Origin of the sequence: Pseudomonas putida, from assembly GCF_001941965.1 — a bacterium.
Lineage (GTDB): Bacteria > Pseudomonadota > Gammaproteobacteria > Pseudomonadales > Pseudomonadaceae > Aquipseudomonas > Aquipseudomonas putida_L.
Genome location: NZ_MKZO01000010.1, coordinates 1 through 26529 on the forward strand (window position 1 = coordinate 1; position 26529 = coordinate 26529).

At 65.2% G+C, this 26529-nt stretch carries 25 protein-coding genes and 2 tRNA genes; 12 read left to right on the forward strand and 15 right to left on the reverse strand.

Going from position 1 to position 26529, the window contains the following annotated elements; all coding sequences use genetic code 11:
- The first annotated feature begins 155 nt into the window (after positions 1 to 155).
- The 6 genes from PSEMO_RS05705 to PSEMO_RS05730 all read left to right on the forward strand — a co-directional run bounded on the left by PSEMO_RS05705 (position 156) and on the right by PSEMO_RS05730 (position 6990).
- Positions 156 to 1691, forward strand: coding sequence for an ABC transporter ATP-binding protein (locus tag PSEMO_RS05705; protein ID WP_075802174.1), 1536 nt, complete (start codon positions 156 to 158; stop codon positions 1689 to 1691).
- Positions 1692 to 1703: 12 nt separating this feature from the next.
- Positions 1704 to 2804 (forward strand): ABC transporter permease, encoded by a 1101-nt coding sequence (locus PSEMO_RS05710; protein ID WP_075802175.1) that lies wholly within the window; start codon positions 1704 to 1706, stop codon positions 2802 to 2804.
- Between the two features lie 58 nt (positions 2805 to 2862).
- Complete coding sequence (locus PSEMO_RS05715) at positions 2863 to 3789, forward strand: ABC transporter permease (RefSeq protein ID WP_075802176.1); 927 nt, start codon at positions 2863 to 2865, stop codon at positions 3787 to 3789.
- A 256-nt stretch (positions 3790 to 4045) separates the two neighbouring features.
- Positions 4046 to 5128, forward strand: coding sequence for a BMP family ABC transporter substrate-binding protein (locus PSEMO_RS05720; protein WP_075802177.1), 1083 nt, complete (start codon positions 4046 to 4048; stop codon positions 5126 to 5128).
- A gap of 49 nt (positions 5129 to 5177) precedes the next feature.
- Positions 5178 to 6143: an isopenicillin N synthase family dioxygenase gene (locus PSEMO_RS05725; protein WP_075802178.1), complete on the forward strand. Its 966-nt coding sequence runs from the start codon at positions 5178 to 5180 to the stop codon at positions 6141 to 6143.
- 55 nt (positions 6144 to 6198) lie between these two features.
- Positions 6199 to 6990 (forward strand): outer membrane protein OmpK, encoded by a 792-nt coding sequence (locus PSEMO_RS05730; RefSeq protein ID WP_075802179.1) that lies wholly within the window; start codon positions 6199 to 6201, stop codon positions 6988 to 6990.
- A gap of 119 nt (positions 6991 to 7109) precedes the next feature.
- Here PSEMO_RS05730 and PSEMO_RS05735 read toward each other — a convergent pair whose 3' ends face one another.
- The 5 genes from PSEMO_RS05735 to PSEMO_RS05755 form a co-directional block, all read right to left on the reverse strand.
- Entirely contained in the window at positions 7110 to 7910 is an 801-nt protein-coding gene (locus PSEMO_RS05735; RefSeq protein ID WP_075802180.1) for a nucleotidyltransferase domain-containing protein, read from the reverse strand.
- Between the two features lie 16 nt (positions 7911 to 7926).
- Complete coding sequence (locus PSEMO_RS05740; RefSeq protein WP_075802181.1) at positions 7927 to 9147, reverse strand: RtcB family protein; 1221 nt, start codon at positions 9145 to 9147, stop codon at positions 7927 to 7929.
- Positions 9148 to 9175: 28 nt separating this feature from the next.
- Complete coding sequence (locus PSEMO_RS05745) at positions 9176 to 10321, reverse strand: slipin family protein (protein WP_075802182.1); 1146 nt, start codon at positions 10319 to 10321, stop codon at positions 9176 to 9178.
- Between the two features lie 255 nt (positions 10322 to 10576).
- Positions 10577 to 10648: transfer RNA gene (locus PSEMO_RS05750), tRNA-Arg, on the reverse strand.
- Positions 10649 to 10721 (reverse strand) — tRNA-OTHER (locus tag PSEMO_RS05755).
- Between the two features lie 284 nt (positions 10722 to 11005).
- Between PSEMO_RS05755 and rtcR the strand changes: the two genes are divergently transcribed.
- A complete protein-coding gene (gene rtcR, locus PSEMO_RS05760) occupies positions 11006 to 12607 on the forward strand; it encodes an RNA repair transcriptional activator RtcR (RefSeq protein WP_075802183.1) in 1602 nt (533 codons plus the stop codon).
- A 151-nt stretch (positions 12608 to 12758) separates the two neighbouring features.
- Here the strand turns inward: rtcR and PSEMO_RS05765 are convergent, their stop codons facing one another.
- Positions 12759 to 13211, reverse strand: a complete 453-nt coding sequence (locus PSEMO_RS05765) for an Lrp/AsnC family transcriptional regulator (RefSeq protein WP_075802184.1) — start codon at positions 13209 to 13211, stop codon at positions 12759 to 12761.
- Positions 13212 to 13324: 113 nt separating this feature from the next.
- On the opposite strand from PSEMO_RS05765, the gene PSEMO_RS05770 reads away from it, so the two are divergent.
- The gene (locus tag PSEMO_RS05770) at positions 13325 to 13939 is read left to right on the forward strand and encodes a LysE family translocator (protein ID WP_075802185.1); all 615 of its coding nucleotides are present in this window, start codon (positions 13325 to 13327) and stop codon (positions 13937 to 13939) included.
- 1 nt (position 13940) lies between these two features.
- Here the strand turns inward: PSEMO_RS05770 and PSEMO_RS05775 are convergent, their stop codons facing one another.
- Entirely contained in the window at positions 13941 to 14153 is a 213-nt protein-coding gene (locus tag PSEMO_RS05775) for a PLDc N-terminal domain-containing protein (protein ID WP_075802186.1), read from the reverse strand.
- 185 nt (positions 14154 to 14338) lie between these two features.
- On the opposite strand from PSEMO_RS05775, the gene PSEMO_RS05780 reads away from it, so the two are divergent.
- Positions 14339 to 16546, forward strand: a complete 2208-nt coding sequence (locus PSEMO_RS05780; protein WP_075802187.1) for a TonB-dependent receptor — start codon at positions 14339 to 14341, stop codon at positions 16544 to 16546.
- A 38-nt stretch (positions 16547 to 16584) separates the two neighbouring features.
- Here PSEMO_RS05780 and PSEMO_RS05785 read toward each other — a convergent pair whose 3' ends face one another.
- The 4 genes from PSEMO_RS05785 to PSEMO_RS05800 form a co-directional block, all read right to left on the reverse strand.
- Positions 16585 to 17592, reverse strand: coding sequence for a zinc-dependent alcohol dehydrogenase family protein (locus tag PSEMO_RS05785; protein ID WP_075802188.1), 1008 nt, complete (start codon positions 17590 to 17592; stop codon positions 16585 to 16587).
- Between the two features lie 146 nt (positions 17593 to 17738).
- Positions 17739 to 18332, reverse strand: a complete 594-nt coding sequence (locus PSEMO_RS05790) for an HAD family hydrolase (protein ID WP_075802189.1) — start codon at positions 18330 to 18332, stop codon at positions 17739 to 17741.
- Positions 18329 to 19198 (reverse strand): acyl-CoA thioesterase II, encoded by an 870-nt coding sequence (tesB, locus tag PSEMO_RS05795; protein WP_075802190.1) that lies wholly within the window; start codon positions 19196 to 19198, stop codon positions 18329 to 18331. The genes PSEMO_RS05790 and tesB overlap by 4 nt, the downstream gene beginning before the upstream one ends.
- A gap of 75 nt (positions 19199 to 19273) precedes the next feature.
- On the reverse strand, positions 19274 to 19843 hold the full coding sequence (locus tag PSEMO_RS05800) for a GNAT family N-acetyltransferase (protein ID WP_075802191.1): 570 nt from the start codon (positions 19841 to 19843) through the stop codon (positions 19274 to 19276).
- A gap of 109 nt (positions 19844 to 19952) precedes the next feature.
- Here PSEMO_RS05800 and PSEMO_RS05805 point away from each other — a divergent pair, with 109 nt between their 5' ends.
- Together PSEMO_RS05805 and PSEMO_RS05810 are read left to right on the forward strand one after the other, a co-directional pair.
- Entirely contained in the window at positions 19953 to 20867 is a 915-nt protein-coding gene (locus tag PSEMO_RS05805; protein WP_075802192.1) for a histone deacetylase family protein, read from the forward strand.
- 151 nt (positions 20868 to 21018) lie between these two features.
- Complete coding sequence (locus PSEMO_RS05810; protein ID WP_075802193.1) at positions 21019 to 22257, forward strand: TIGR03862 family flavoprotein; 1239 nt, start codon at positions 21019 to 21021, stop codon at positions 22255 to 22257.
- Between the two features lie 129 nt (positions 22258 to 22386).
- On the opposite strand, the gene PSEMO_RS05815 is transcribed toward PSEMO_RS05810, so the two are convergent.
- Both PSEMO_RS05815 and yedA read right to left on the reverse strand, forming a co-directional pair.
- Positions 22387 to 23709, reverse strand: a complete 1323-nt coding sequence (locus tag PSEMO_RS05815) for a DEAD/DEAH box helicase (RefSeq protein ID WP_075802194.1) — start codon at positions 23707 to 23709, stop codon at positions 22387 to 22389.
- Positions 23710 to 23767: 58 nt separating this feature from the next.
- Positions 23768 to 24691, reverse strand: coding sequence for a drug/metabolite exporter YedA (yedA, locus tag PSEMO_RS05820; RefSeq protein WP_075802195.1), 924 nt, complete (start codon positions 24689 to 24691; stop codon positions 23768 to 23770).
- A 143-nt stretch (positions 24692 to 24834) separates the two neighbouring features.
- Here yedA and PSEMO_RS05825 point away from each other — a divergent pair, with 143 nt between their 5' ends.
- Positions 24835 to 25284 carry an Lrp/AsnC family transcriptional regulator gene (locus PSEMO_RS05825; protein WP_075802196.1) on the forward strand — a complete coding sequence of 150 codons (450 nt, stop codon included), beginning with the start codon at positions 24835 to 24837 and terminating at the stop codon, positions 25282 to 25284.
- Here the strand turns inward: PSEMO_RS05825 and PSEMO_RS05830 are convergent.
- Together PSEMO_RS05830 and PSEMO_RS05835 are read right to left on the reverse strand one after the other, a co-directional pair.
- The gene (locus PSEMO_RS05830) at positions 25281 to 25886 is read right to left on the reverse strand and encodes a 3'-5' exonuclease (RefSeq protein ID WP_075802197.1); all 606 of its coding nucleotides are present in this window, start codon (positions 25884 to 25886) and stop codon (positions 25281 to 25283) included. The genes PSEMO_RS05825 and PSEMO_RS05830 overlap by 4 nt on opposite strands.
- 9 nt (positions 25887 to 25895) lie before the next feature.
- The gene (locus PSEMO_RS05835) at positions 25896 to 26375 is read right to left on the reverse strand and encodes a LabA-like NYN domain-containing protein (RefSeq protein ID WP_075802198.1); all 480 of its coding nucleotides are present in this window, start codon (positions 26373 to 26375) and stop codon (positions 25896 to 25898) included.
- Positions 26376 to 26529: the final 154 nt, after the last annotated feature.

The window sequence follows — 26529 nt, forward strand, 5'->3', positions numbered from 1 at the left end:
CCCCAAAACCAACCACTCCCCCTTTCCTGCCCACCTCACAACCACCTTCCGACAGCCCCCAACCCCTTTACCCCGGCCCTTCCCGTAATAATCTGACCACTTGGCCATGTTTTTGCTTTGCAAGCTGCTCAACACACTGATCCCCGAGCAGTCCCATGTCCGAATCCCCCCTGCGTCTGGAGCTACGCGCCATTACCAAGCGCTACCCCGGCACCCTGGCCAACGACCGCATCGACCTGCGTATCGCCGCCGGTGAAATCCATGCCCTGCTCGGCGAGAACGGCGCGGGCAAGAGCACCCTGATGAAGATCATCTACGGCGTCACCGCGCCCGATTCCGGCCAGGTGCTGTGGGAAGGCCAACCCGTGCAGATACGCGATCCAGCCCAGGCCCGCGGGCTGGGAGTGGGCATGGTGTTCCAGCATTTCTCCCTGTTCGAAACCCTGACCGTGGCGGAAAACATCGCCCTGGCCCTGGGCCGCGATGCAGGCACACCGAAGCAGCTCGCCCCGCGCATCCGCGAAGTCTCCCAGCGCTACGGCATGGGCCTGGAACCGGAACGCCTGGTACACAGCCTGTCCATCGGCGAGCGCCAGCGGGTCGAGATCGTTCGCTGCCTGATGCAGGACATCAAGTTGCTGATCCTCGACGAACCCACCTCGGTGCTGACCCCGCATGAAGTCGACGAGCTGTTCGTCACCCTGCGCGCCCTGGCCGCCGAGGGCTGCTCGATCCTGTTCATCAGCCACAAGCTCAACGAAGTCCGCGCCCTCTGCCACAGCGCCACGGTGCTGCGCAGCGGGCGGGTGTCCGGCGATTGCGTGCCGGCCGAGTGCAGTGACCTGCAACTGGCCCGGCTGATGGTCGGCGACGCCGAGGGCCTGGAGGCCAGCTACCCGAAAAGCGCCGGCGGCCTGCCGCGCCTGCGGGTGGACGACCTGACCTGGCGCAACAAGGACCCCTTCGGCACCTCCTTCGAACACCTGCGCCTCGAAGTGCGCAGCGGCGAGATCGTCGGCATCGCGGGGGTCGCCGGCAACGGCCAGGACGAACTGCTGGCCCTGCTCAGCGGCGAAACCCGCCTGTCGTCCGGCGAGCGCGAACGCATCACCCTCGACAACCAGCCCATGGCCAACCTCTACCCGGATGCCCGCCGCGCCCTGGGCCTGGCCTTCGTGCCCGCCGAACGCCTCGGCCACGGCGCCGTGCCGGACATGAGCCTGGCCGACAACGCCCTGCTCACCGCCTTCCAGCAAGGCCTGGTCAGCCGCGGCCTGATCCGCTCGGGCAAGGTCCTGGAGCTGGCCGAACAGATCATCCAGCGTTTCTCGGTCAAGACCCCGGATGCTCAGACCAGCGCCCGCAGCCTGTCCGGCGGCAACCTGCAGAAGTTCATCCTCGGCCGCGAGATCCTGCAGAACCCGAAGCTGCTGGTCGCCGCCCACCCGACCTGGGGCGTCGACGTCGGGGCGGCCGCGGCGATCCACCGCGCGCTGATCGCCCTGCGCGATGCCGGCGCGGCGATCCTGGTGATCTCCGAGGACCTCGACGAACTGTTCCAGATCAGCGACCGCATCGGCGCCCTGTGCAGCGGGCGCCTGTCGCCGCTCAAGGCCACCGCCGAAACCCATACCGTGGAGGTCGGCGGCTGGATGGCCGGCCAGTTCGATACCGCGCAAGACGCCGCCTGACGAGAGCCCGCCATGTTGTTATCCCTCGAACCCCGTACCCGGCAATCCCGCGCCATGCTCCTGCTGTCGCCCGTGCTCGCCGGCCTGCTGACCCTGGTCAGCGGGGCGATCCTGTTCAGCGTCCTCGGACATGACCCGCTGCAGACCTTCCACACCCTGCTGATCGAACCGGTCAGCGACCTCTACGGCGTCTCCGAACTGCTGCTCAAGGCCCTGCCGATCCTGCTCTGCGCCCTAGGCCTGGCCGTGGCCTACCAGGCGCGGATCTGGAACATCGGCGCCGAGGGCCAGTTGCTGATGGGCGCCCTGGCCGGCAGTGCCCTGGCGATCCAGATCATCGACTGGGACAGCCGCTGGGCGCTGCTCTGGGTGCTGCTCGCCGGGACCCTCGCCGGTGCCTTGTGGGGCGCGCTCGCGGCATGGCTGCGCACGCACTTCAACGCCAATGAAATCCTCACCACCATCATGTTCAACTACATCGCCCTGAACCTGCTGCTGTTCTTCGTCCACGGCCCGCTCAAGGACCCGGACGGCTTCAGCTTCCCGCAGTCGGCGATGTTCGGCGATGCCAGCCGCCTGCCGGCGCTGTTCGAGGATGGCCGGGTGCATATCGGCCTGTACTTCGTCCTGCTCGCCCTGGTGGCGGTGTGGGTGCTGCTGCACAAGAGCTTCCTCGGCTTCCAGATCAAGGTGCTCGGTCTCGACCAGCGCGCCGCCGGCTTCGTCGGCTTCCGCGAAAAACGCCTGGTTTGGCTGGCGCTGCTGATCAGTGGCGGGCTGGCGGGGCTGGCCGGGGTCAGCGAGGTCAGCGGGCCGATCGGCCAACTGGTGCCGCAGGTGTCGCCGGGCTACGGCTACGCGGCGATCACCGTGGCCTTCCTCGGTCGCCTCAACCCCCTCGGCATCCTCGTAGCCGGCCTGCTGATGGCCCTGCTCTACCTCGGCGGCGAGAACGCGCAGATGAGCCTCAACCTGCCGCAATCCCTGACCGGGCTGTTCCAGGGAATGATGCTGTTCTACCTGCTCGCCTGCGACGTGCTGATCCTCTACCGGCCGCGGCTGAAGCTGAAGCGGCGCCAACCTGCGGCGCTGGCCGAACCGGCGAATGCCTGACCCCGACTGACCCTTTCGTTTACCCGCCGCCGGTGGCGCGCGGGCTGAGGCTTCGACTATGGATCTCGATCTGCTTGGCAACATCCTCTACGCCATGGTGCGCTGCGGCACCCCGCTGCTGCTGGTCGCCCTGGGCGAGCTGGTCTGCGAAAAGAGCGGCGTACTCAACCTCGGCCAGGAGGGCATGATGCTGTTCGGCGCGGTGGTGGGCTTCATCGCCGCCTTCGCCACCGGCAACCTCTGGCTCGGGGTGCTGATGGCCTGCCTGGCCGGCATGCTCCTGTCCTCGCTGTTCGCCCTGGTGGCCCTGGGTTGCCAGGCCAACCAGGTGGCGACCGGGCTGGCCCTGACCATCTTCGGCGTGGGGCTGTCGTCCTTCGTCGGTTCGGCGTGGGTCGGCAAGCCGCTGACCGGTTTCGAGCCGGTGGCGATTCCGCTGCTGTCCGAGCTGCCGATCGTGGGCCACATGCTGTTCAACCAGGATGTGCTGGTCTACCTGTCCTTCGTGCTCTTCGCGGTGATCGCCTGGGTGCTGCTGAAAAGCCGGACCGGGCTGATTCTCCAGGCGGTCGGGGAAAACCCGGATGCGGCCAGTGCCATGGGGTTGCCGGTGCTGCGGGTACGGACCCTGGCGGTGCTGTTCGGCGGCGCCATGGCCGGGTTGGCGGGGGGTTACCTGTCGCTGGCCTACACCCCGATGTGGGCGGAAAACATGACCGCCGGGCGTGGCTGGATCGCTCTCGCGCTGGTGGTGTTCGCCAGTTGGCGGGTGTTCCGTGTGCTGCTCGGCGCGTACCTGTTTGGCCTTGCCAGCATCCTGCACCTGGTGGCCCAGGGTATCGGCGTGAGCTTCCCGGCCAACCTGCTGGCGATGCTGCCGTATGTCGCGACGATCCTGGTGCTGGTGGTGCTGTCGCGGGATGCGATCAAGACCCGGTTGTATGCGCCGGTTTCGTTGGGGCAACCCTGGAAGGTTGGGCGGTGATGCTGATGGCCCTATCGCTGGCAAGCCAGCTCCCACAGGTTGCGCGATCCCTGTGGGAGCTGGCTTGCCAGCGATGAGGCCATCAGCAGCACTGCACTACTCAAGGGCACCCCACCCCCTCTGATGCACCACCCCAGTCACCCCAAAGTCCCTGCAACCCCCGAAACAGCATTTTTTGCCCACCTGGTCAGCTTTTTGCACTACCCAGAAAAGCCCGACACGGCCATTAGAAAAGACCCACAGGAGCCCACCCACGATGCAACAGAAAAAAACCAAGAACCTGCTGCGCACCCTGGCCGCTGCCATCGGCCTCAGCACCGCCCTGTCCGCCTCCGCCGCCGACCCGCTGAAGGTCGGCTTCGTCTACATCGGCCCGATCGGCGACCACGGCTGGACCTACCAGCACGAGCAGGGCCGCCAGGCGCTGATCAAGCAGTTCGGCGACAAGGTCGACACCAGCTTCGTCGAGAACGTGCCGGAAGGCGCCGACGCCGAGCGGGTCATCCGCAACATGGCCAAGGGCGGCTACGACCTGGTCTTCGCCACCTCCTTCGGCTACATGAACCCCACCGCCAAGGTGGCCAAGCAGTTCCCGAAAGTCACCTTCGAACACGCCACCGGCTACAAGCAGGACAAGAACCTCGGCACCTACCTGGCCACTTCCTACGAAGGCCGCTACGTCGGCGGCTACCTCGCGGCGAAGATGACCAAGACCAGGAAGATCGGCTACGTCGCCTCCTTCCCGATCCCGGAAGTGCTGCGCGACATCAACGCCATCCAGCTGGCCCTGGACAAGTACAACCCCGGCACCGAGATCAAGGTGGTGTGGGTCAACTCCTGGTTCGACCCGGGCAAGGAAGCCGACGCCGCCAACGCCCTGATCGACCAGGGCGTCGACGTGCTGTTCCAGCACACCGACAGCCCGGCCCCGATCCAGACCGCCGAGCGCCGCGGCGTCTACGCCGTGGGCTACGCCTCGGACATGGCCCACTTCGGCCCGAAAGCCGTACTGACCTCCATCGTCAACAACTGGGGCCCGCACTACATCAAGAGCACCCAGGCGGTCATGGACGGGACCTGGAAGTCCCAGGACTACTGGGGCGGCCTGGCCGAAGGCACCGTCGAACTGCCGATCAGCGACCTGGTCCCGGCCGACGTGAAAAGCGGCGCCGAGCAGATCATCGCGAGCATCAAGGACGGTTCGTTCCACCCCTTCACCGGGCCGATCCTCGACCAGGCCGGTGCGGTCAAGATTCCTGAAGGCAAGGTGGCGACCAACGCCGAGCTCGCCGGCATGAACTACTACGTCAAGGGCATCACCGCGCAACTGCCGAAGTGACCGCCGGGCGGGAGCGCCAGGCGCTCCCGCCGTCTTCCTGGAGCCATTCATGAACACCCTGCCGATCATCGACATCGCGCCGCTGTACCAGAACGATCCCGCCGCCCGCCAGGCCGTGGCCAAACAGATCGACGCCGCCTGCCGCCACTGGGGCTTCTACTACATCAAGGGCCACCCGATCCCGGCGTCGCGCATCGCCGCGCTCAAGGCCATCGCCGAGGACTTCTTCGCCCGCCCGGCCGAGGAAAAGCTGCGCATCGATATCACCCAAAGCGCACACCACCGCGGCTATGGCGCCATCGCCACCGAGCAGCTCGACCCGAGCCGGCCGAGCGACCTGAAGGAGACCTTCGACATGGGTTTCCACATGGACGCGGAGCACCCCGACGTGCTCGCGGAAAAGCCGTTGCGCGGGCCCAACCGCCACCCGGACATGCCCGGCTGGGAGGCGCTGCTGCAACAGCATTACGAGGATATGCACCAACTGTCCCTGACCCTGTTGCGGGCCATGGCCGACGCCCTGGGTATCGAGGAGGATTTCTTCGACCAGCGTTTCGCCGAGCCGATCAGCGTGTTCCGCATGATCCACTACCCGCCGCGCCAGACCGCCAGCAGCGCCGACCAGCAAGGCGCCGGCGCGCATACCGACTATGGCTGCGTGACCTTGCTGTACCAGGACAATGCCGGCGGCCTGCAGGTGCAGAGCCTCGATGGCGCGTGGATCGACGCACCGCCCATCGAGGGCACCTATGTGGTCAACATCGGCGACATGATGGCGCGCTGGAGCAACGATCGTTACAAGTCCACGCCGCACCGGGTGATCAGCCCGCTGGGGGTCGATCGCTACTCCATGCCGTTCTTCGCCGAGCCGCACCCGGACACCGAGATCAGTTGCCTGCCGAACTGCTCCACAGCGGACAACCCGGCGAAGTACCCGGCCGTTTCGTGCAGCGCCTACATGCTATCGCGCTTCGCCGACACCTACGCCTATCGCCGTGAAGAAGCCAAGGCCTGAATTCCCCGACTGCCAAACAACACACTTCTAAAAAATAGAAAACCAGGAGCTCCGGATGAAACTCACCACCCCTTCCCTATTGCTGGCGGGCGGCTTGCTCGCGTCTGGCCAGGCGCTGGCCGGCGACCTGCTGCTGTGGCAGGACAACAGCCTCACCTACCTCAACGGCGTCGACTTCAAGATCGACCCGCCGAAGCAGCAGACCGTGACCTTCGAGCATGCCAGCGGCTGGAGTTTTGGCGACCTGTTCATCTTCGTCGACGGCATCAAGTACAACACCGAGGCCACCAATGGCGCGGGCGACGGCCACAGCTTCTACGGCGAGATCAGCCCGCGCCTGTCGTTCGGCAAGATCAGCGGCACCGACCTGTCGTTCGGTCCGATCAAGGATGTGCTGCTGGCGGCCACCTACGAGTTCGGCGAGGACGATGTCGAGGCCTACCTGATCGGCCCGGCGGTGGACCTGAACATTCCCGGCTTCGACTACTTCCAGCTCAACACCTACCTGCGCACCCCGGATGGCAAGCGTGACGGCAAGAACGTCTGGCAGATCACCCCGGTGTGGAGCTACACCGTGCCGGTGGGCAACTCCAACGTGGTGATCGACGGCTTCATCGACTGGGTGGTGGACAACGACAAGAGCTACCACGCCAACTTCCACTTCAACCCGCAGATCAAGTACGACCTGGCCAAGGCCATGGGCTGGGGCGAGAAGTTCTATGTGGGGGTGGAATATGACTACTGGAGCGACAAGTACGGGATCAGCGACAAGAGCTACCTGGGTGAGGAAATCCTTGGTGGGACCAACCAGAGTGCGATCAGCCTGTTGGTGAAAGCGCACTTCTGACGGTCACCGCTGAACCTGTGGGAGCTGGCTTGCCAGCGATGAGGCCGGCAAGGGCAATGATGTTGTCAGGCCCGGCCAAATCGCTGGCAAGCCAGCTCCCACAGGGTTTAGTGGCAAGCCTAAGTGAGTGGCATCCCTACCCACTTGCGCAGGAACTCATCCAGACGCGCCACATCACCCGCCGGAGACCTCGGCGCACTCCCCGCCTCCGCCCGCTCCAGCTCAGCCTCCACCAGCGCCTGCAACACCGCCCGCGGCGGCCCGCTTTCGGCTTCGCCAGAGCGCCGCTTGAGCCTAAGCAATTCCTCGATCGCTGCCCGCTGCACCGGATCATCCAGCGTCGCGTCGAGCAACGCCTCGAACACCATCGGCGGCCGTCCCAGCCCCTGGTCTATCCAGCGCACCGCGCAAAGAGGCCGCAGCGCGTAGAAGTACTTCTTGTAACGGACCTCATCGCCCAACAGGTACGTGCGGTAGTTCTTCTTCATCACCGCCAGGTAATGCGCCCGCACCGCCGCCGGCGAATAGAACGCCTCCGCCAGCTCACGCAATCCCGCCACAGCCTCAGCGTCCTGCCGATACACCAACGGCGAATCGAGCCACTCCAGCAGCGTCGGGTTGGACTTGCGCACCAGCCGCAAGGCCTTGCGCAGCTCCCAGCCACACAGGTCCAGTTCGTCGGTCAGCGGCCGCTCCAGCACGTCCCGCGGCTCTTCCACCCGCAGGTACCATTCCGGCCGGTGAACGTAGACGAAGCGCACATCGAAGTCGCTGTCCGGCGAAGCAAAACCCCAGGCGCGACTGCCCGATTCACAGGCGAACAACACCTTGACCTGATGCTCGCGCTCGACCCGTTCCAGTTCCTCCAGCACCCGCTCGCGCATGGCGGCAGGCAGTGGATGGCGTTCATCCATGCTCATCACGATTCTCCCTTCTCTAACCCTTCACACACACCACCTGGCGCAGCGTGTGCACCACTTCCACCAGCTCGCGCTGCGCCCGCATCACCGCGTCGATGTCCTTGTAGGCCATCGGGATCTCGTCGATCACGTCCTTGTCCTTGCGGCATTCCACATGGGCGGTGGCGCGCTGCTGGTCGGCGACGCTGAACTGCTTCTTCGCCTCGGTGCGGCTCATGAGCCGACCGGCACCGTGACTGCAGGAGCAGAACGACTCCTCGTTGCCCAACCCGCGGACGATGAAACTCTTCGCCCCCATCGACCCGGGAATGATCCCCAACTGGCCCTTCTGCGCCGACACCGCGCCCTTGCGGGTGACCAGGATGTCCTCGCCGAAATGCCGCTCCTTCTGCACATAGTTGTGATGGCAGTTGACCGCTTCAAGGCTGGCCTCGAACGGCTTGCGGATCACCGTGCGGGTCGCCGCGATCACCGCGCTCATCATCAGTTCGCGGTTTTGCCGGGCGAAGTCCTGGGCCCAGCCCACCGCTTCCACGTAGTCGTCATAGTGCCGGCTGCCTTCCTCGAAATAGGCCAGCTTGCGGTCCGGCAGGTTGGCAATGTGCTGACGCATATCGGCCTGGGCCAGTTCGATGAACAGGCTGCCGATGGCATTGCCGACGCCACGCGAGCCGCTGTGCAGCATGAACCAGACCCGGTCCGCTTCATCCAGGCAGACCTCGACGAAATGGTTGCCGGTGCCGAGGGTCCCCAGGTGCACGCGGTTGTTGGTCTTCTCCAGCTTCGGGTACTTGTCGGTGATCGCCTTGAAGCGCTCCGCCAGCGTTGCCCAGACCTGGTCTGCCTGGCCTGGTACGTCCTGCCAGGCACCGCGGTCGTTACGGCCATGGGTCTTGCCATGGGGCACGGCCTTTTCGATGGCGCTGCGCAGGCCGAACAGGTTGTCCGGCAGGTCCGCCGCCACCAGCGAGGTGCGCGCCGCGAGCATGCCGCAGCCGATATCCACGCCGACCGCCGCCGGGATGATCGCGCCCTGGGTCGGTATCACGCTGCCGATGGTCGAGCCCATGCCCAGGTGCACATCCGGCATCACCGCCAGGTGCTTGAAGATGAACGGCATGCGTGCCGTGTTCAGCAGTTGCTCGCGGGCGCCCGGGTCCAGCGGTACGCCGTCGATCCAGGCCTTGACCGGCTTGCCGCCGGCCACTTCCAGCACTGTGTAGCTTGTGTCTTTCATGATCGTGTTCCGTGATTGCGAAGCCGGCTCAGGCCGGCTTCAGCGATACCAATCCATTCAATACCTGGTCGAGGCCGCCGAACACCGAGATCCGGTCGATCCGCTCGGCCACCCGCTCCAGGGTTTCCAGTTCCTTCAGGCGCAGGGCGACGGGGTTTTCTTCCATCACCTTGGCCGTGTTGAGCAGCGAGCGGGTCGCCGAGGTTTCCTCGCGACGACGGATCACGTTGGCCTGGGCCGACTTCTCCGCTTCCACCACCTGGGCCAGCAGGGTCTTCATCTCGCCGGGCAGGATGATGTCCCGCACGCCCAGGCTGCTGACCTGGATGCCACTACCCGGCAGACGCTCGTCGAGGTATGCCGTCACCGCTTCATCGATCAACTGCTTGTTCTCCAGCAGTTCATCGAGGGTGCGGGTGCCGACCGCTGCGCGCAAACCGAACTGCAGCTCGCGGTACAGATGCTCTTGCGGCTTGTTCAACTGCGCGAAGGCAGTCAATACATCGCTGTAGCGCCAGCTGGCGACCAGGTTCAAGCGCAGACTCACCTTGTCGCGGGTGAGGATTTCCTGGCCGCCGACTTCCAGGGCCTGGATCCGCATATCGACGGTTTCCACCGTCACCTGGCGGTTGAAGCGCAGGAAGCCGTATTGCCCGGCCGGCAGCAATTCCACCACCACGCCGTCCACTTTCAGCAGGCCGACCTGGTAGGCCGGTACCTGCACCATCAGCACCGCGTCGAGCCCGGCGATACCACGACCGCGCTGGGCCGGCTGGTTGAGCCGTGCCACCAGTGCCGGGTCGAGGCGATAGCGCTCGCTGAAATCGAGGCGCTCAAGGCGCTGCTCGGTCTGGCCCTTCCAGTACAGGCGGCGGGTGCCCGGTGCCAGAATCTCCACCAGTTGGCCGTCCTCGTAACGCAGCCCGACTTCATCGCTGCCGACGTCCATGCTGGTGAAGTATTGCTCCACCAGCGCCGGCTCGGACTGACGCAGATAACCCGCCAGGCGGTGCTCGAACAGGGGCCGGTCGAGGCTGAAGGTTTCCACGCTCAGGCGATTGTGCAGGTCGAAATGGCGATGGGTGCCCGGTTCCAGAATGGCGACGAAGTCCCCTTCCGAATAGAGCAGGCCACGTTCGTTCTTCTTCACGGTAAAGCGCTTGAGCATTTTCATATTCTGTCTTCCTTTTTCGTTTGTCCTTGGTGCCGGTGGTCGCCGACCCGCCGGGTAGCGCGGATGAAGCCGGGGAGAGACGACGCGTCCGGACCTCCTGGCCCCGTGGCCGCACCCTGCGGCCGACGTTCGTCTTGTCCCCTGCCCGATCCGCGTACCGGGCGGGCCGGCGGTGGCGATCGGGATGCAGGTTGCACATCCATCACGCCCCACCGGCGGGTACTGCTATCAATGTGGAACTGCCTTAACAGGGCAGTGTTCGAGCGGGATTCGAACCCGCGCCAAGTCATCCGGGATGACCGCTCTACCTGACTGAGCTATCGAACGTTTCGCGAGCAGGATTCGAACCTGCGACGGATCACCACGGGGTGACTGCTCTACCGGACTGAGCTATCGCAAACGTGACCTCGTTGATCCGCGGCGGCATGCACGACACCGACACCTTGTAAGGCGGGCTCGGGCACCGGCGGGGTAACAACCCCAGCCCGTGGGCCGTGGAGCGATGGTCGAGAGGGATATAGCGAGGGACGTGCCAGGTTTGCCCAATCAATCTGAATAAACTTTCAACCCATTGATTTATATGAGATTTAAATTTAAAGCCGCGCAGTCGAGGCATTTCCAGGCTGCTTGCGCACTCGATAGAACGTATATTTACCTATCGCTATTTATCTTTATGGATAAGCCATGCAAGCAAGGAAAACAGTCGCCTTCGGATTTCTCGGCAGCACCCTCGACCGGGTAGGCAAGGGCGCGGCGCGCTGGCAGCACTGGCGGCCCAGCGTTGGCCTGTGCCAGCAGCCGGACCTGCGCATCGACCGCCTGGAGCTGATCCATGGCCTGGATGCCCGGGACCTGGGCCTGGCCAAGCGTATCGCCGAGGATGTGCAGTCCATCTCGCCCCACACCGAAGTGCGCCTGCAGCCGATGGCATTGCGCAACCCCTGGGATTTCGAGGAGGTCTACGGCGCCCTGCACGATTTCGTCAGCGGCTACCCGCTGGATACCGAGCACGAGGACTACCTGGTGCATATCACCACCGGGACCCACGTCGCCCAGATCTGCTGGTTTCTCCTGACCGAGGCGCGCTACCTGCCGGCGCGGCTGGTGCAGACCCAGCCGCTGCGCAAGCGCGAGGAGTCGAAGCACCCCGAGGGCAAGGCCAACCTGATCGACCTCGACCTGTCGCGCTACGACCGCATCGCCTCGCGCTTTCGCCGTGAGCACGAGGAGAGCCTGGCCTTTCTCAAGTCCGGCATCGCCACGCGCAATGCCGCGTTCAACCGTTCCATCGAGCAGATCGAACGGGTTGCCGGGCGCTCCAGGGCGCCGATGCTGCTGATCGGTCCGACCGGGGCCGGCAAGTCGTTCCTGGCCCGGCGCATCTACGAACTCAAGCGCGCGCGGCATCAGTTCCAGGGGCGTTTCGTCGAAGTGAACTGCGCCACCCTGCGCGGCGACGGCGCCATGTCGGCGCTGTTCGGGCATGTCAAAGGTGCCTTCACTGGTGCGCAGAATGCCCGTGAGGGTCTGCTGCGGGCGGCGGACGGCGGGATGCTGTTTCTCGACGAGATCGGCGAGCTGGGGGCGGATGAGCAAGCGATGTTGCTCAAGGCCATCGAGGAGAAGCGCTTCTTCCCGCTGGGCTCGGACCGTGAGGTCAGCAGTGACTTCCAGTTGATTGCCGGCACCCACCGCGACCTGCGCGAGCGGGTGGCCGAGGGGTCGTTCCGCGAAGACCTGTATGCCCGGATCAACCTGTGGACCTTCGAGCTGCCCGGGCTGGCGGGGCGGCGCGAGGATATCGAGCCGAACCTGGATTTCGAGTTGCAGCGGCATGCCCAGGAGCAGGGGCGGTTGGTGCGCTTCAATCTGGAGGCACGACGCAAGTACCTGGCGTTCGCGCACTCGGTTGAAGCCCGCTGGGCGGGGAATTTCCGGGAGCTGTCGGCTTCGATCACGCGGATGGCGACGTTGGCGGACAGTGGGCGGATCGATGAGGATCTGGTGGAGGAAGAGATTGCCAGGTTACGCCGGGCCTGGGGGGCGGCGCCGCAAGCTGAACCGCTGCGCGAACTGCTGGGGGATGGGTTCGAGGAGCTGGACCTGTTTGACCGGGTGCAATTGCAGGCGGTGATTGAGGCGTGCCGGCAGGCGCGCAGTCTGTCCGAGGCCGGGCGGCAGTTGTTCGCGGTATCGCGGCAGGCGAAGCAGACGCCGAATGATGCGGATCGCTTGCGCAAGTATCTGGCGCGGTTTGATTTGGTGTGGGATCAGATCAAGAATTGAAGCCTCACTGCGAACCCTGTGGGAGCTGGCTTGCCAGCGATGAGGCCAGCAGGAGCAATGATGTCGTCAGGCCCGGCCAAATCGCTGGCAAGCCAGCTCCCACAGGGTTCGCCGTCAGCTTCGCAATAGTGTCAGCACTGCTGACATTTTCTCAAAGCGGCAACGCCCGCCCCTGAATCACCTGCTTCATCACCAATGTCGAACTCAACCGCTGCACATTCGGCAGCCTGGCCAGATGCTCGTCATACAGCTGCTGGAACGCCGGCAGATCACGGGTGACGATACGCAGCATGTAGTCCGGATCCCCAAACAGCCGCTGCGCTTCCAGTATCTGCGGAATCTCCGGCAACGCCGCCTCGAACGCCTGCACCGCCTGCTGATGCCCTTCCCGCAAGGTCACGAAGACGATCGCGGCGAAATTCAGCCCCAGCTCCGTAGGCGACAGGTACGCCCGATATCCCTGGATCACTCCCGACTCTTCCATCGCCCGCACCCGGCGATGACAGGGCGAGAGACTAAGGCCGACCCGCTCGGCCAGTTCAGTCAGCGATTGCCGGCCATCGCGCTGAAGCTCGGCAAGAATCTTTCGATCAATACGGTCCATCTGGAAGGATCTTCCACTCTAGAGGCGAACCCGCAGGATATACGAAAGATAATCCCCACGACGCTTGCGTAGTCTTCTGAGGACATCTTCAGCGCAGTTCCGGGGAGTTCCATATGACTGTCAGTGTCCTGGCCGCCTTCTGGGCGGTGTCGTTTCTGTTCGTGATTACCCCCGGCGTGGACTGGGCCTATGTGATTTCCGCAGGCATCCGCGGTCGCTGGGTGGTGCCGGCGGTGGCGGGACTGTTGTCGGGACATCTGCTGGCAACGCTGATCGTCGCCGCCGGTGCCGGGGCGCTGCTGGCCAGCAATCCGGCAGCACTGTCGGTGATGACCATGGTCGGCGCGGCGTACCTGCTGTGGATGGGCGTGAACATGCTGTGGAAGCCGTCCACGCCCTCGGCCGGCGAGGAAAAGGCCGAGTCGTGGTCGCGCTGGGTGCTGCGCGGGTTCTGCGTGAGCGGGTTGAATCCGAAGGTGTTCCTGCTGTTCCTGGCCCTGCTGCCACAGTTCACCGACCCGCTGTCGAACTGGCCGGTGGCGACCCAGATCATCGCCCTCGGCCTGCTCCACCTGGTGAGCTGCGGGATCATCTACCTGCTGGTCGGCTACAGCGCCCGCAGCGTGCTGCAGACCCGGCCAGCGGCGGCGCGCAACGTCAGCCGCCTGTCCGGGGTGGCGATGATTGCCATCGCCGCCGTGCTGCTGGGCGAGCGCCTGCTCGCCTGATTCAGCCCTCTTTGGACAGGGGCACACCGGGACGGGATTTCGGTCCGTTGATACCCCATACCAGCAGCCCGACCACCGGCACGAACACCACGAAAATGATCCACATCATCTTGCCTTCAGCCCGCGCCGGGCTGCCGATGATGCGCTTGATGGCCCAGACCTCCAGCACTGCCAGCAGCACCGCCAGGGCGATCCACAAATGTCCGTGTTCCATAGGCTGTCTCCCGTTTGGATGTTTCCATTAGGCGAGCCAGAGGCGTTGGGGTTCATTCGGATTACCCGGGAAAAGGCCTCGAAACATTGGATCCAAATTTGTCAACAAATAGAAATGTAAATTATTTGTAATTGTGAAAATTTCGTAATTAAATCGCGCCCAGATTTCAAAAGGGAACGATTCTCATGTACAAAAACAAGCTGTCTGCCTTGCCTCACCGTCGCTTCCTCGTCTCTGCCATCGGCATGGCCGTTGCCTCTTCCGGCACGGTCGCGCTGGCCGAGCAGAAACCGCCGCTCGAACTGGACAGCCTGAACGTCCAGGCCACCCAGGACCAGGGTTCGCGTACCGAACAATCCGCTTCGGCGAAATACGCCAAGCCGCTGGTGGACGTCCCGCAGACCATCACCGTGGTCCCGCCCAAGCTGATCGCCGAGCAGCAGGCCCTGAGCCTGCGCCAAGTGCTGTCGAACGTTTCCGGGATCACCTTCAATGCCGGCGAAGGCGGTGGCGGTTCGGGCGACAGCATCAACATCCGCGGCTTCTCGGCCAACAGCAACATCCAGATCGACGGCCTGCGCGACAGCGCCCAGACCACCCGCAGCGACACCTTCAATATCGAGCAGGTCGAGGTCATCAAGGGCCCCAACTCGGTGTTCGGCGGCGCCGGCACCACCGGTGGCAGCATCAACGTGATCAGCAAGCAGCCACGGGACCAGGCCTTTACTCGCCTCGGCGGCAGCGTCGGCACCGACAGCTACTACCGCATGACCCTGGACAGCAACCAGCCGCTGGAAGGCGTCGGCCATGACAGCGCGTTCCGCATCAACCTGATGGGCCATCAGAACGACGTCGCCGGCCGCGACGAGATCGACCGCGAACGCTGGGGCATCGCCCCGTCCCTGCGCCTGGGCCTGAGCGAAGACACGCGCCTGACCCTCAGCCTCTTCCACCAGGAAGACGACAACCTGCCGGACTACGGCGTCCCGGCCCTGGACGGCAAGAAGCTGGCCGGTGTCGACCGCGAGAGCTATTTCGGCTGGAAGAACCTGGACAAGGAAGAGATCGAGCAAAGCGCGTTCACCGCCAACCTCGAACACGATTTCAACGACAACCTGCGCCTGCAGAACCTCACCCGCTACAGCCAGGTGGCCAGGGATACCGTGGTCTCGGCGTCCCACGTCAACACCGTCGGCGTGCCACGCGGCCGCTATCTGCCGGCCGGCCCGCAGGCCTATGGCCGCGACGCGACCACGGAAATGTGGATCAACCAGACCAACCTGATCGGCAACTTCGACCTGCTGGGCATGCGCCACGACCTGGTCACCGGGGCCGAGATTTCCCGCGAAACCCTCGACCTGAAGACCTACAACCACGGCCTCGGCACCGCGCTCTACCCAAGCACCGGCTACGACCTGGGCAACCCGCCCGGCCACTGGAACGGCCCGGCCCCCAAGACCGTCAGCGGCTACACCGAGACCGAGCTGACCAACAAGGCGCTGTACGTCTTCGACACCATCGCCCTGCATGAACAGTGGGACCTCAACCTCGGCCTGCGCTACGACCGCTTCGAAGGCGAAGCCCACGGCTACTCGGCGACCAAGGTACGTACCTCGACCTTCGAGTCCAACGACGACAAGCTCAGCGGCCGCGCCGGCCTGGTCTACAAGCCGGCGGAAAACGGGCGCATCTACCTGGCCTGGGGCAACTCCTTCAACCCGTCGGCGGAGAGCCTGGCCTCCAGCGGCGGCGGCTTGAGCGCGACCACCGAGAGCCTGGAGCCGGAGAAGAACGAAACCTGGGAACTGGGCACCAAGTGGGAACTGCTGGACAAGCGCCTGGAACTGGACGCGGCGATCTTCCGGGTGACCAAGGACAACGCCCGGGAGACCATGGCCGACGGCTCCACCCAACTGGCCGGCAAGCAGCGCGTGCAAGGTGTGGAAGTCGGCGTGACCGGGCATATCTCCGAGCAATGGGATGTGTTCGCCAACTACACCTTCCTCGACAGCGAAACCCTCAAGGCCGCCGACACCGCCGCCGGCATCGCTCGCGAAGGCCAGGCCCTGGGCAACACGCCGCCGCGCTCGCTGAACCTGTGGACCACCTACGAGCTGCCGGCCGGCTGGACCCTGGGCTATGGCGCGCGCTATGTCAGCGAACGCAATGTCAGTTCCAGCACCACCGCCAAGCTGCCGGACTACTGGGTGCACAACGCGATGGTGGCGTACCGGGTCAACGAGAACCTGGACCTGCAACTGAACGTGAACAACCTGTTCGACAAGGACTACGTCGAGCGCGTGCGCCAGCAGAACGGTACGGCGGCGCGGTCGTCGGCGATCGAGTACGGGGATGCGCGCTCGGCGATCCTGTCGGCGACCTACGCGTTCTGATCGGGGGCCTCATCGCCGGCATTGCCGGCGATGAGGGCTTAGAAGCTCAGGCAGATCTTGCCGAAGTGCTGGTTGCTTTCCTGGTAGCGGAACGCCTCGACGATCTGCTCCAGCTCGAACGCCTTGTCGATCACCGGCCGCAGGCCATTGGCATCGATGGCCCGGATCATCGCCTGCTGCTGCGCCCGGCTGCCCACCAGCACACCCTGCAGACGGATCTGCCGGACCAGCGCCTGGACCAGCGGCAACTGCCCCGCGACACCGGTCAGGATGCCGATCAGCGACACATGCCCGCCAATCCGCGCGGCAATCATCGACTGCTCAAGCGTCGCCGGACCACCCACCTCGATCACATGATCCACACCGCGATTGTCGGTGAGGGCGCGCACCTTCTCGCCCCAGTCCGGCGTGCTGCGGTAGTTGATCACCTCGTCGGCACCGAGGGTCTTCAAGCGCTCCAGCTTCTCGTCGCTGGACGAGGTGGCGATCACCGTGGCGCCCGCGGCCTTGGCGAATTGCAGGGCAAAAATCGAGACGCCACCGGTGCCTTGCACCAGCACGGTATCGCCCGGTTTGAGCGAGTCATCGGCCATCAACGCACGCCAGGCGGTGAGGCCGGCAGTGGTCAGGGTCGACGCTTCGGCATGACTGTAGCCTTTTGGCGCGCGGGTGAAGGAGGTGGCGCGGGCGGTCACCAGTTCCCGGGCATAGCCGTCGATACCGTCGCCCGGCACGGTCGCGAAGCCTTCCACCAGCGGCTCGCCATCGAGCCAGTCGGGGAAGAAGGTGCTGACCACCGAATCGCCCACGGCAAACTCGTTGACGCCCTCGCCCACCGCGATCACCTCGCCGGCACCGTCGGCCATGGGGATACGCGGTGCGCTCGGCCCCCACATGCCGCTGACCACGGCGAAGTCGTGGTAGTTGAGGGAGTTGGCGTGCAGGCGCACGGTGATTTCGCCCGCTACGGGGGCCGCGGCCTCGGCAGTGCCCAGGCCGACCTTGTCGTAGCCGCCGCCGGGTTGAACGTAAATGGCTTTGCTCATGGGTTCTCCTGGGAGTGAGTGATGGTCTCTCGGGCCCTATCGCTGCGGTGCGGCGGTCCGACAAGCCAGCTCCCACAAGGGCGGTGCACGCGGTCCCTGTGGGAGCTGGCTTGCCAGCGATGAGGCCCGAAAGACCTCGGAAAATCTCAGTGTCCGAGCAGGACCTGCAACGCCCGGCAGTCCGCCGCGTGCCAGTCCGTCAGCTCCGGCCATGGGTTGTCCGGCAGGTTCACCAGCACCGTCCGCGTCCCCGCCGCCCGGCCACAATCCAGATCGAAACGATAGTCGCCAACCATCACCATGTCAGCCGGCTGCACACCCCAAGCCTCTGCCAGCTTCAGCAATCCTCCCGGATGCGGCTTGGGCGGCGCTTCATCGCGCCCCAGCACGCTGTCCACCGGGAAGCAGTCCGCCACGCCGATGGCCTCCAGCGTCACATGGGCCAGCTCCCGCGCATTGCGGGTCAGAATGCCCAACTGATAGCCACGCCCGGCCAGTTCCCGCACCAGCTCCACCGCGCCCTCGGCAGGTTTCGAAGCAATCGCCAGATCGCGCTCGTGCTCCAGCAGCCAGGCATGCTTGGCCTGCGCTTCCTCAGCCGGCAAGGCGGCAAGGTGCGTGAGGATGTCGTCCTCCGGCGGAATGCCCAGCGCTTCGCGGATCGCGGCGAAGTCATGCACGGCCACGGTCAGGGTGCCGTCCATGTCGAACACCCAGTGGCGAATGTCCTTGAGGCTCATGCCCAGTCCTTGCGGTGACGGATCAGGCCTTCCTGGCAGGACGAGGCTACAAGCTGCCCGGCGCGGTTGAAGATGCTGCCACGGGAGAAACCACGGGCATTGCCCGCCCACGGGCTGTCCATCGCATACAGCAGCCATTCGTCCGCCCGCAGGTTGCCGTGGAACCACAGGGCGTGGTCGAGGCTGGCGATCTGCATGTCCTTGTGCCAGACCGACTTGCCGTGGGGCATCAGCGAGGTGGTCAGCAGGCCGAAATCGGAGGCATAGGCGAGCATGTATTTATGCAGCGCCTGGGAGTCCGGCAGGGTGCCATCGGCGCGGAACCAGGCGTATTTCACCGGGTCGCCGGGCTTGGGATTGAACGGGTCCTTCTCGGTGACCGGACGCACTTCGATGGGCTTGGCGCACAGCAGCTTGTCGCGGATATGCTCCGGCAGCTTGTCGGCCATGGACTGCGCCAGCTCGACTTCCGACGGCAGGTTCTCCGGGCCGACCACATCGGGCATCTGCCCCTGGTGCTCGAAGCCTTCCTCGTCGTACTGGAACGAGGCGCTGCAGGTGAAGATCGGGTTGCCTTTCTGGATCGCCGTCACCCGCCGGGTGCTGAAGCTGCCGCCGTCACGCACGCGGTCCACCGAGTAGACCACCGGCATGGTCGCGTCGCCCGGACGCAGGAAGTAGCCATGCAGGGAGTGCACGTGGCGCGCCTCCTCGACCGTCTGGCTCGCCGCCGAGAGCGACTGGCCGAGCACCTGGCCACCGTAGAGCTGGCGGAAGCCCAGGTCCTGGCTACGGCCGCGGAAGAGGTTTTCCTCGATCGCTTCCAGACTCAACAGATCGACCAGATCGTCCAACACATGGCTCATTCGAAATTCTCCAAAGCAAGGCCCAGGCGGCAAATGATACAGGGTTTGTCATTACTGGCCCGTATGTTCGCTGATTCAGCCGCGCAGGGTGGCCTGCCAATGGGCGCGGTCGATGCGGTACAGCACATGGGGACGCAGCGGGTGACCGGGTTCCAGTTTCGGATGCTCGAAATCGCCGGCAGGGTCGGCCTGCATGCCGATGGCCTGCATGACCTTCTGCGAGGCAAGGTTATCGCGGGTGGTGAAGGACACCACTTCCGGCAGCCCCAACCGGGCGAAGGCGCAGCGCAGGCTGGTCCAGGCCGCCTCGCTGGCAAAGCCAAGGCCCCAGTGGCGACGGGCCAGGCGCCAGCCGATTTCCACCGCCGGGGTGAAGTCGGCGTCGAAGCCGACGTTGAGCAGGCCGGTCATGCCGATAAAGGCCCCGGTGTCCTTGCGCTCCAGCGCCCACAGGCCATAGCCGTATTCGGCGAAATGCCCGCGGATGCGGCCGATCAGCGCCGCGCTCTCCAGCCGGCTCAGGGGCGCGGGGAAGTAACGCATCACCTGCGGATCGGCACACAGCGCGGCGAACTCCTTGAGGTCGTCGTCCTGCCATTGGCGCAGCACCAGGCGCGCGCTTTCCAGCTCGAGAATCTGCGTCATCGATGGCTCCAGGGTCCGTGGCCTCGCAGTCTACAGCGTAGGCAGGCAATGCTGGCTACGCCCGGCCATCATCGGGCAAGATCACCCGGTGCCCACCGCCGGACCCGCCATGCGCCTGCCCCTTGTTTACCACGATGACTACAGCCCGGAATTCCCCGAAGGCCACCGCTTTCCCATGGACAAGTTCCGCCTGCTGCACGATCACCTGATCGCCAGCGGCCTGACCACCGACGCCGAGCTGCATCGTCCGGAAATCTGCCCCAACGACATCCTTGCCCTGGCCCACGACCGCGCCTATATCGAGCGCTACATGAACGGCGAGCTGTCCCGCGAGGACCAGCGCCGCCTCGGCCTGCCCTGGAGCGAGGCCCTGGCCCGGCGTACCGTGCGCGCGGTGGGCGGTTCGCTGCTGGCCGCCGAACTGGCGTTGCAACACGGCATCGCCTGCCATCTGGCCGGCGGCACCCACCACGCCCATTACGACCACCCGGCGGGCTTCTGCATCTTCAACGACCTGGCGGTGATCAGCCATTACCTGCTGGAAGCCGGGCGGGTGCACCGAGTGCTGATCTTCGATTGCGACGTGCACCAGGGCGACGGCACGGCGCGGATTCTCGAACACACCGCGGATGCGATCACCGTGTCCCTGCACTGCGAACAGAACTTCCCCGTGCGCAAGGCCCGCAGCGACTGGGACATCCCCCTGCACCGAGGCATGGGCGACGCCGAATACCTGAAGATCGTCGACGACGCCCTGAACTACCTGCTGCCGCTGTACCAGCCGGACCTGGTGCTCTACGACGCCGGCGTCGATGTGCACAAGGACGATGCCCTCGGTTACCTGCAACTCACCGACGAAGGCGTCGCCGCCCGTGATACCTGCGTGCTGCGCCATTGCCTGGGCCGGGATATCCCGGTGGTCGGGGTGATCGGCGGCGGCTACAGCAAGGACCGCGAAGCCCTGGCCCGGCGCCACGGCATCCTCCATCACAGCGCGCAGCGGGTGCTGGATTACCCACAATGACTGTGGAACCGCTTGTGGATAACCTGCGGGAAAGCCCTTCCGACCCCGTGAAACCGGGGCTGCGCGGCGCTTGATCGTTTTTTGTACAGTGCCCTGCCCGCCCTGCCTCGGGTAGAATGCGCGGCTCACTTATCCCCAGCCTGCCGCCGCCATGACCGATTCCCGCACCACCGCCCCTGCCCACGTCGCCATTATCGGAGGCGGCCCCGCCGGCCTGATGGCGGCCGAAGTCCTTGCCCTGGCCGGGGTCCGGGTCGATCTGTACGACGCCATGCCCTCGGTGGGGCGCAAGTTCCTGCTGGCCGGGGTCGGCGGGATGAACATCACCCACTCCGAACCGTACCCGGCGTTTGTCTCGCGTTATGCCGAGCGCAGCGGGGAGATCGGCGCGCTGTTGCAGGGTTTCGATGCCGATGCCTTGCGCGAATGGATTCATGGCCTGGGGATAACGACCTTCGTCGGCACTTCGGGGCGGGTGTTCCCCACGGATATGAAGGCGGCGCCGTTGTTGCGTGCCTGGCTCAAGCGGTTGCGCGATGCCGGGGTAGTTATCCACACCCGGCATCGCTGGCTTGGCTGGAATGACGAAGGTGCGCTGCGGATTGGTTATCCACAGGGAGAACTGGCGATCAAGCCCGATGCCACGATCCTCGCTCTTGGCGGTGGAAGCTGGGCGCGCCTGGGCTCGGATGGTGCCTGGCTGCCGTGGCTGGCCGAGCGGGCTGTGGATATCGCGCCGTTGCAGGCGGCCAACAGTGGGTTCGAGGTGGAGGCCTGGAGTGATCTGCTCAAGCAGAAGTTCGCCGGGGCGCCGTTGAAGAACATCGCCTTGAGCCTGCCGGGTCAGGCGCCGCGCTTGGGCGAGTTCGTCCTGACCGAAGGCGGCGTGGAAGGCAGCCTGGTGTACGCCTGGTCGGCGCAGATTCGCGAAACCATCAACCGCGAAGGCCAGGCCACGCTGCTGCTGGACCTGCTGCCGAACAAGGCTGTGGACAAGATTGCGGCGGCGTTGAGCAAGCCGCGTGGGTCGCGGTCGATGGCCAAGCATCTTCAGGGGCAACTGGGGCTCGACGGGGTTAAGGCTTCGCTGTTGCGCGAGCTGACCGGGGCGCAGATGTTCGCCGATCCGCAGAAGCTGGCAGCGGCGATCAAGGCCCTGCCCATCGTGCTGGTGCGGGCGCGGCCGCTGGATGAGGCGATCAGTACCGCGGGCGGGGTGCGCTTCGAGGCGCTGGATGAGGGGTTGATGCTGAAGCAGGTGCCGGGGATGTTCTGTGCCGGGGAGATGCTGGACTGGGAGGCGCCTACCGGGGGGTATTTGCTGACGGCTTGCTTTGCCAGTGGCAAGAGGGCCGGGTTGGCGGTGCTGGAGTGGCTTGGCCGAGACTGATGGGTTGCCTTCACTAGCCCTATCGCTGGCAAGCCAGCTCCCACAGGTTCACCACTGGCTTCAAGAGCGCCGCGGTACCTGTGGGAGCTGGCTTGCCAGCGATGAGGCCAGTACAGGCAACAGAAGACCTCAGGGCTTACGCTTTTTCGGCCCGGTATTGAACGACGGCACCTTGCGCACCGCCTTCGCCGGCACTGGCGCATCACCACTGTCGGTCCAGCGCCCCAGGCTGCCCTTGGCCCCGGTCACCTTGGGCTTCTTCGGTTTCTTCGGCTTCTTCAGGATCTGCCCGCTGGCATCCGTCACCGGCACCCGGTGATCCGGCTCGAAGCCTGGCTCGTCGTGACGCGGCAGAGTCTTGCGGGTCAGGGTCTCGATCGCCGACAACAGTTGCACCTCGTCGGCACACACCAGCGAGATCGCTTCCCCGGTATTCCCCGCCCGGCCCGTCCGGCCGATCCGGTGGATATAGTCCTCAGCCACGATCGGCAAATCGAAGTTCACCACCAGCGGCAGATCATCGATATCCAGCCCCCGCGCCGCCACATCGGTGGCCACCAGAATCTGCACTTCCCGCGCCTTGAAGCTGTCCAGCGCGCGCTGGCGGGTCGCCTGCGGGCGGTCGCCATGGATGCCGTCGGCATTGATGCCCAGGCCCACCAGGCGCTCGACCAACTGGTCCACACCATTACGGGTCTTGGCGAACACCAGCACCTGGCTCCAGCGCTGCTTGCGCAGCAGATGGCAGAACAGCTCGGCCTTGCGCTTTTTATCCACAGTGACGATCCACTGCTTCACCGTGCTCGCGGTGACGTTGCGCGGGCTGACTTCGACGCTCAGCGGATTGGCGAGCATCTGCCCGGCCATCAGGCGGATCTCGTCGGAGAAGGTGGCGGAGAACAGCAGGGTCTGGCGCTTCACCGGCAAGGCGGCGTAGATCGAGCGCAGTTCCTCGGCGAAACCGAGGTCGAGCATGCGGTCGGCCTCGTCCAGCACTAGGGCCTGGAGCTGGTTGAACTTGACCGCGTTCTGGCGGAACAGGTCGAGCAGGCGGCCGGGGGTCGCCACCAACAGGTCGATGCCTTTGCGCAGCTTCATCATCTGCGGGTTGATGCTGACCCCGCCGTACACCGCGTAGGTGCGCAGCGGCAGGTGCTCGGCGTATTCGCGGATGTTCTCGTGGACCTGCTCGGCCAGCTCGCGGGTCGGCACCAGCACCAGGGCGCGCACCGAGTTGCTGGCAACCTGGGCGCCTTCGAGGGTCAGGCGCTGCAGCAGCGGCAGGGCGAAACCGGCGGTCTTGCCGGTGCCGGTCTGGGCCGCGGCCATCAGGTCGCGGCCGGCCAGCACGGCGGGGATCGCCTGGGCCTGGACCGGCGTCGGGTTGTTGTAGTTGAGGCCGTCGAGGGCGCGCAGCAGCGGTTCGATCAGGCCGAGTTTGGCGAATGTCATGGAAATACCGTCAGGGGCTTCGTGCAATGGCGCGAAGTCTACCCTGTTCGGCCCCGCTTCACCGAGTCCCGGTCATCTCGCCTTCGACCACCGGCACCTGCGGCGCCTTGCGCCACTGCGGAATGCCGATCAGCACCACGGCGCCGATGATCACCGCCATGGCCAGGCACTCCTCGGCGCCGATCTCTTCACCGGCGAACAGGATCCCCAGCATCACGGCTACCGCCGGGTTGACGTAGGCATAGCTGGTGGCTGCCGCAGGGCGCACATGCTTGAGCAGGTACATGTAGGCGCTGAAGGCGATGATCGAGCCGAACACCACCAGGTAGGCCAGCGCGCCCCAGCCAGCGGCGGTGGGCATCTGGGTCAGGCGTTCGCCGCTGAAGAAGCTACCGGCCAGCAGGACCAAGCCGCCCACCAGCATTTCCGCGGCACTGGCCATCGGCCCCTGGGGCAGCGGCAGGCTCTTGCTCCACACCGAGCCGAAGGCCCAGGAAGCCGCAGCGAACAGGATCAGCGCCGCACCCATGGGGCTGGCCTGCAGGTTGGAGCCGAGGTTGAGCAGGCCGATACCGGCCAGGCCCATGAAGATCCCGGCCCATTCCAGACGGGTATTGCGATGGCCCCAGAACAGGCCGAACAGCAAGGTGAACAGCGGCACGGTCGCCACCGCCAGCGTCGCGACGCCCGAGGCGACCCCGGCATGCTCGGCCACGGTCACGCCACCGTTACCGCAACTGAGCAGGAGAAAGCCGATCGCCCCCGCCGCCTTCCATTGCTGCCAGGTCGGCGCCGGCACCCCGCGCCAGCGCAGGAAGCCGTACATCAGGCCGCCGGCGATGATGAAGCGGAATCCGGCCATCAGCATCGGCGGCCAGGACTCCACGCCGATACGGATGGCCAGGTAGGTAGACCCCCAGACCAGATACAACGCGAGAAAGGCACCGATCAACATCCAGGTAGAACGACGGGAGGCAGGCATGGGGGGCTCGAATTTGAGTAGTTGTGGCGCTATTTTAAAAAGCTTCACCGGTAAAATTAAGTTTCAAAAAACGCTTATCGAGCACCTGGACTTTCGAAAAAACGGATCTACCAGGCCTTTTCCTTCTTTTTCACAAGACGACCATGGACAAGTACGACCGCATGCTTCTCGCCGCCCTTCTCGACAACGGCCGCGCCTCCTTCGCCCAGCTCGCGCGCACGGTCAACCTGTCCGCGCCGGCGGTGGCGGAACGGGTGGCGAAGCTGGAATCCAGCGGGGTGATCACCGGCTACCAGGCCAAGGTCGACATGAGCAAGATCGGCCTGCCGATCCAGTGCGTGATCGAGTTGCGCCTGGCCAGTCACGGCAACCAGCAGGCCTACGAAGCCCTGACGCAGATTCCCCAGCTCACCGAATGCCATCGGGTCACCGGTGATCCGTGCGTGATCATGCAGGCGGCGGTGGGCTCGATGCCGGAGCTGGAAGAGCTGATCAACCGGGTGGCGCAGTTCGGCTTCAGCAAGACCTCGATCATCCTCTCCAGCGCCGTGGAGCGGCGGGTGCCCCTGGCGCAGCTGGAGAAGAAGACTTAACGGTACTTGATCAGGGTTTCGCGGATTTTCGCGGCGGGGACTTTCTGCAGGCGGCAGAGGAAGGAATGCGACAGTTCCTGGATGCCGTGGGTCTGACGCAGCTCGCCGACCAGGTGTTGCAGGAGGTTGGCGGCCATCTCGGCATCGGCCATCGCCCGGTGCGCAGTGCCGGTGTCCGGCAGGCCGGCCCAGCGGGTCAGGGTGCCGAGCTTGTGGTTCGGCGCCGCCGGCAGCAGGCGCCGCGACAGCAGCAGGGAACAGGCGAAGGACTGGCTGCGGTTGCGGCCGATACGGCTCAGTTCGTAGTCCCAGAACTTCTGGTCGAAGGCGGCGTTGTGCGCCAGCAGCGGCGTGCTGCCGACGAACTCGGCGACTTCGTTCATCACCCGCTCCACCGGTGGTGCGCTGCGCAGCATGGCGGTGGTGATGCCGGTCAGCCCGGCGACGAAGGCCGGCACCGGCACCCCGGCGTTCATCAGGCTCTGGTAGCGCTCGACGATGCGGCCCTGCTCCAGCATCACCACCGCCACCTCGGTGGCGCGGCAACCGGCGCCGGGCGTGATGCCGGTGGTTTCAAAGTCGATGACAGCGATACGTTCCACGAAAAAACCTCAGTGTTTGAGCAGCAGCGCGCCTTCGATGGGCACATAGCGGGAAGCGGCGCGGATCAGCGAATGCGCGGTCAGGCCGGGAACGCCATAGGCCACGGCCTCGACGCCATGGCGCTGGATCACCCGTTCCAGGAGCAGGTCGAAATCACCGTCGCCGGAAGCCAGGACCACCTGGTCGACCCGGGGGGCGGCGTCGACCACGTCGAGGGTGATGCCCACGTCCCAGTCGCCCTTGGCGGAGCCGTCGGCACGCTGGATATAGGGCTTGAGCTTCACGGTGAACCCGAGGTTGCGCAGGATCTGCTGGAACTGCTGCTGCTTGGCGTCGCCACGGTCGATGGCGTAGGCGAAGGCTTCGACGATCTCGCCGTCACGGCTCACATCGGCCCAGAACGCGGCGTAGTTGAAATGGCAGCCATAGGCCTGGCGCACGGTGTAGTAGAGGTTCTGGACATCGACGAACAGCGCGATTTTCTTCACTAAACCCCTCCTTCGAGACCGGGCCTTGGGTGGCAAAGGGGGGGAGTATGACATGCCGGGAGGCTTGCAGTGGATTCGAGGGCCTCATCGCTGGCAAGCCAGCTCCCACAGTGACCGCATGCACCGCCGGACCTGTGGGAGCTGGCTTGCCAGC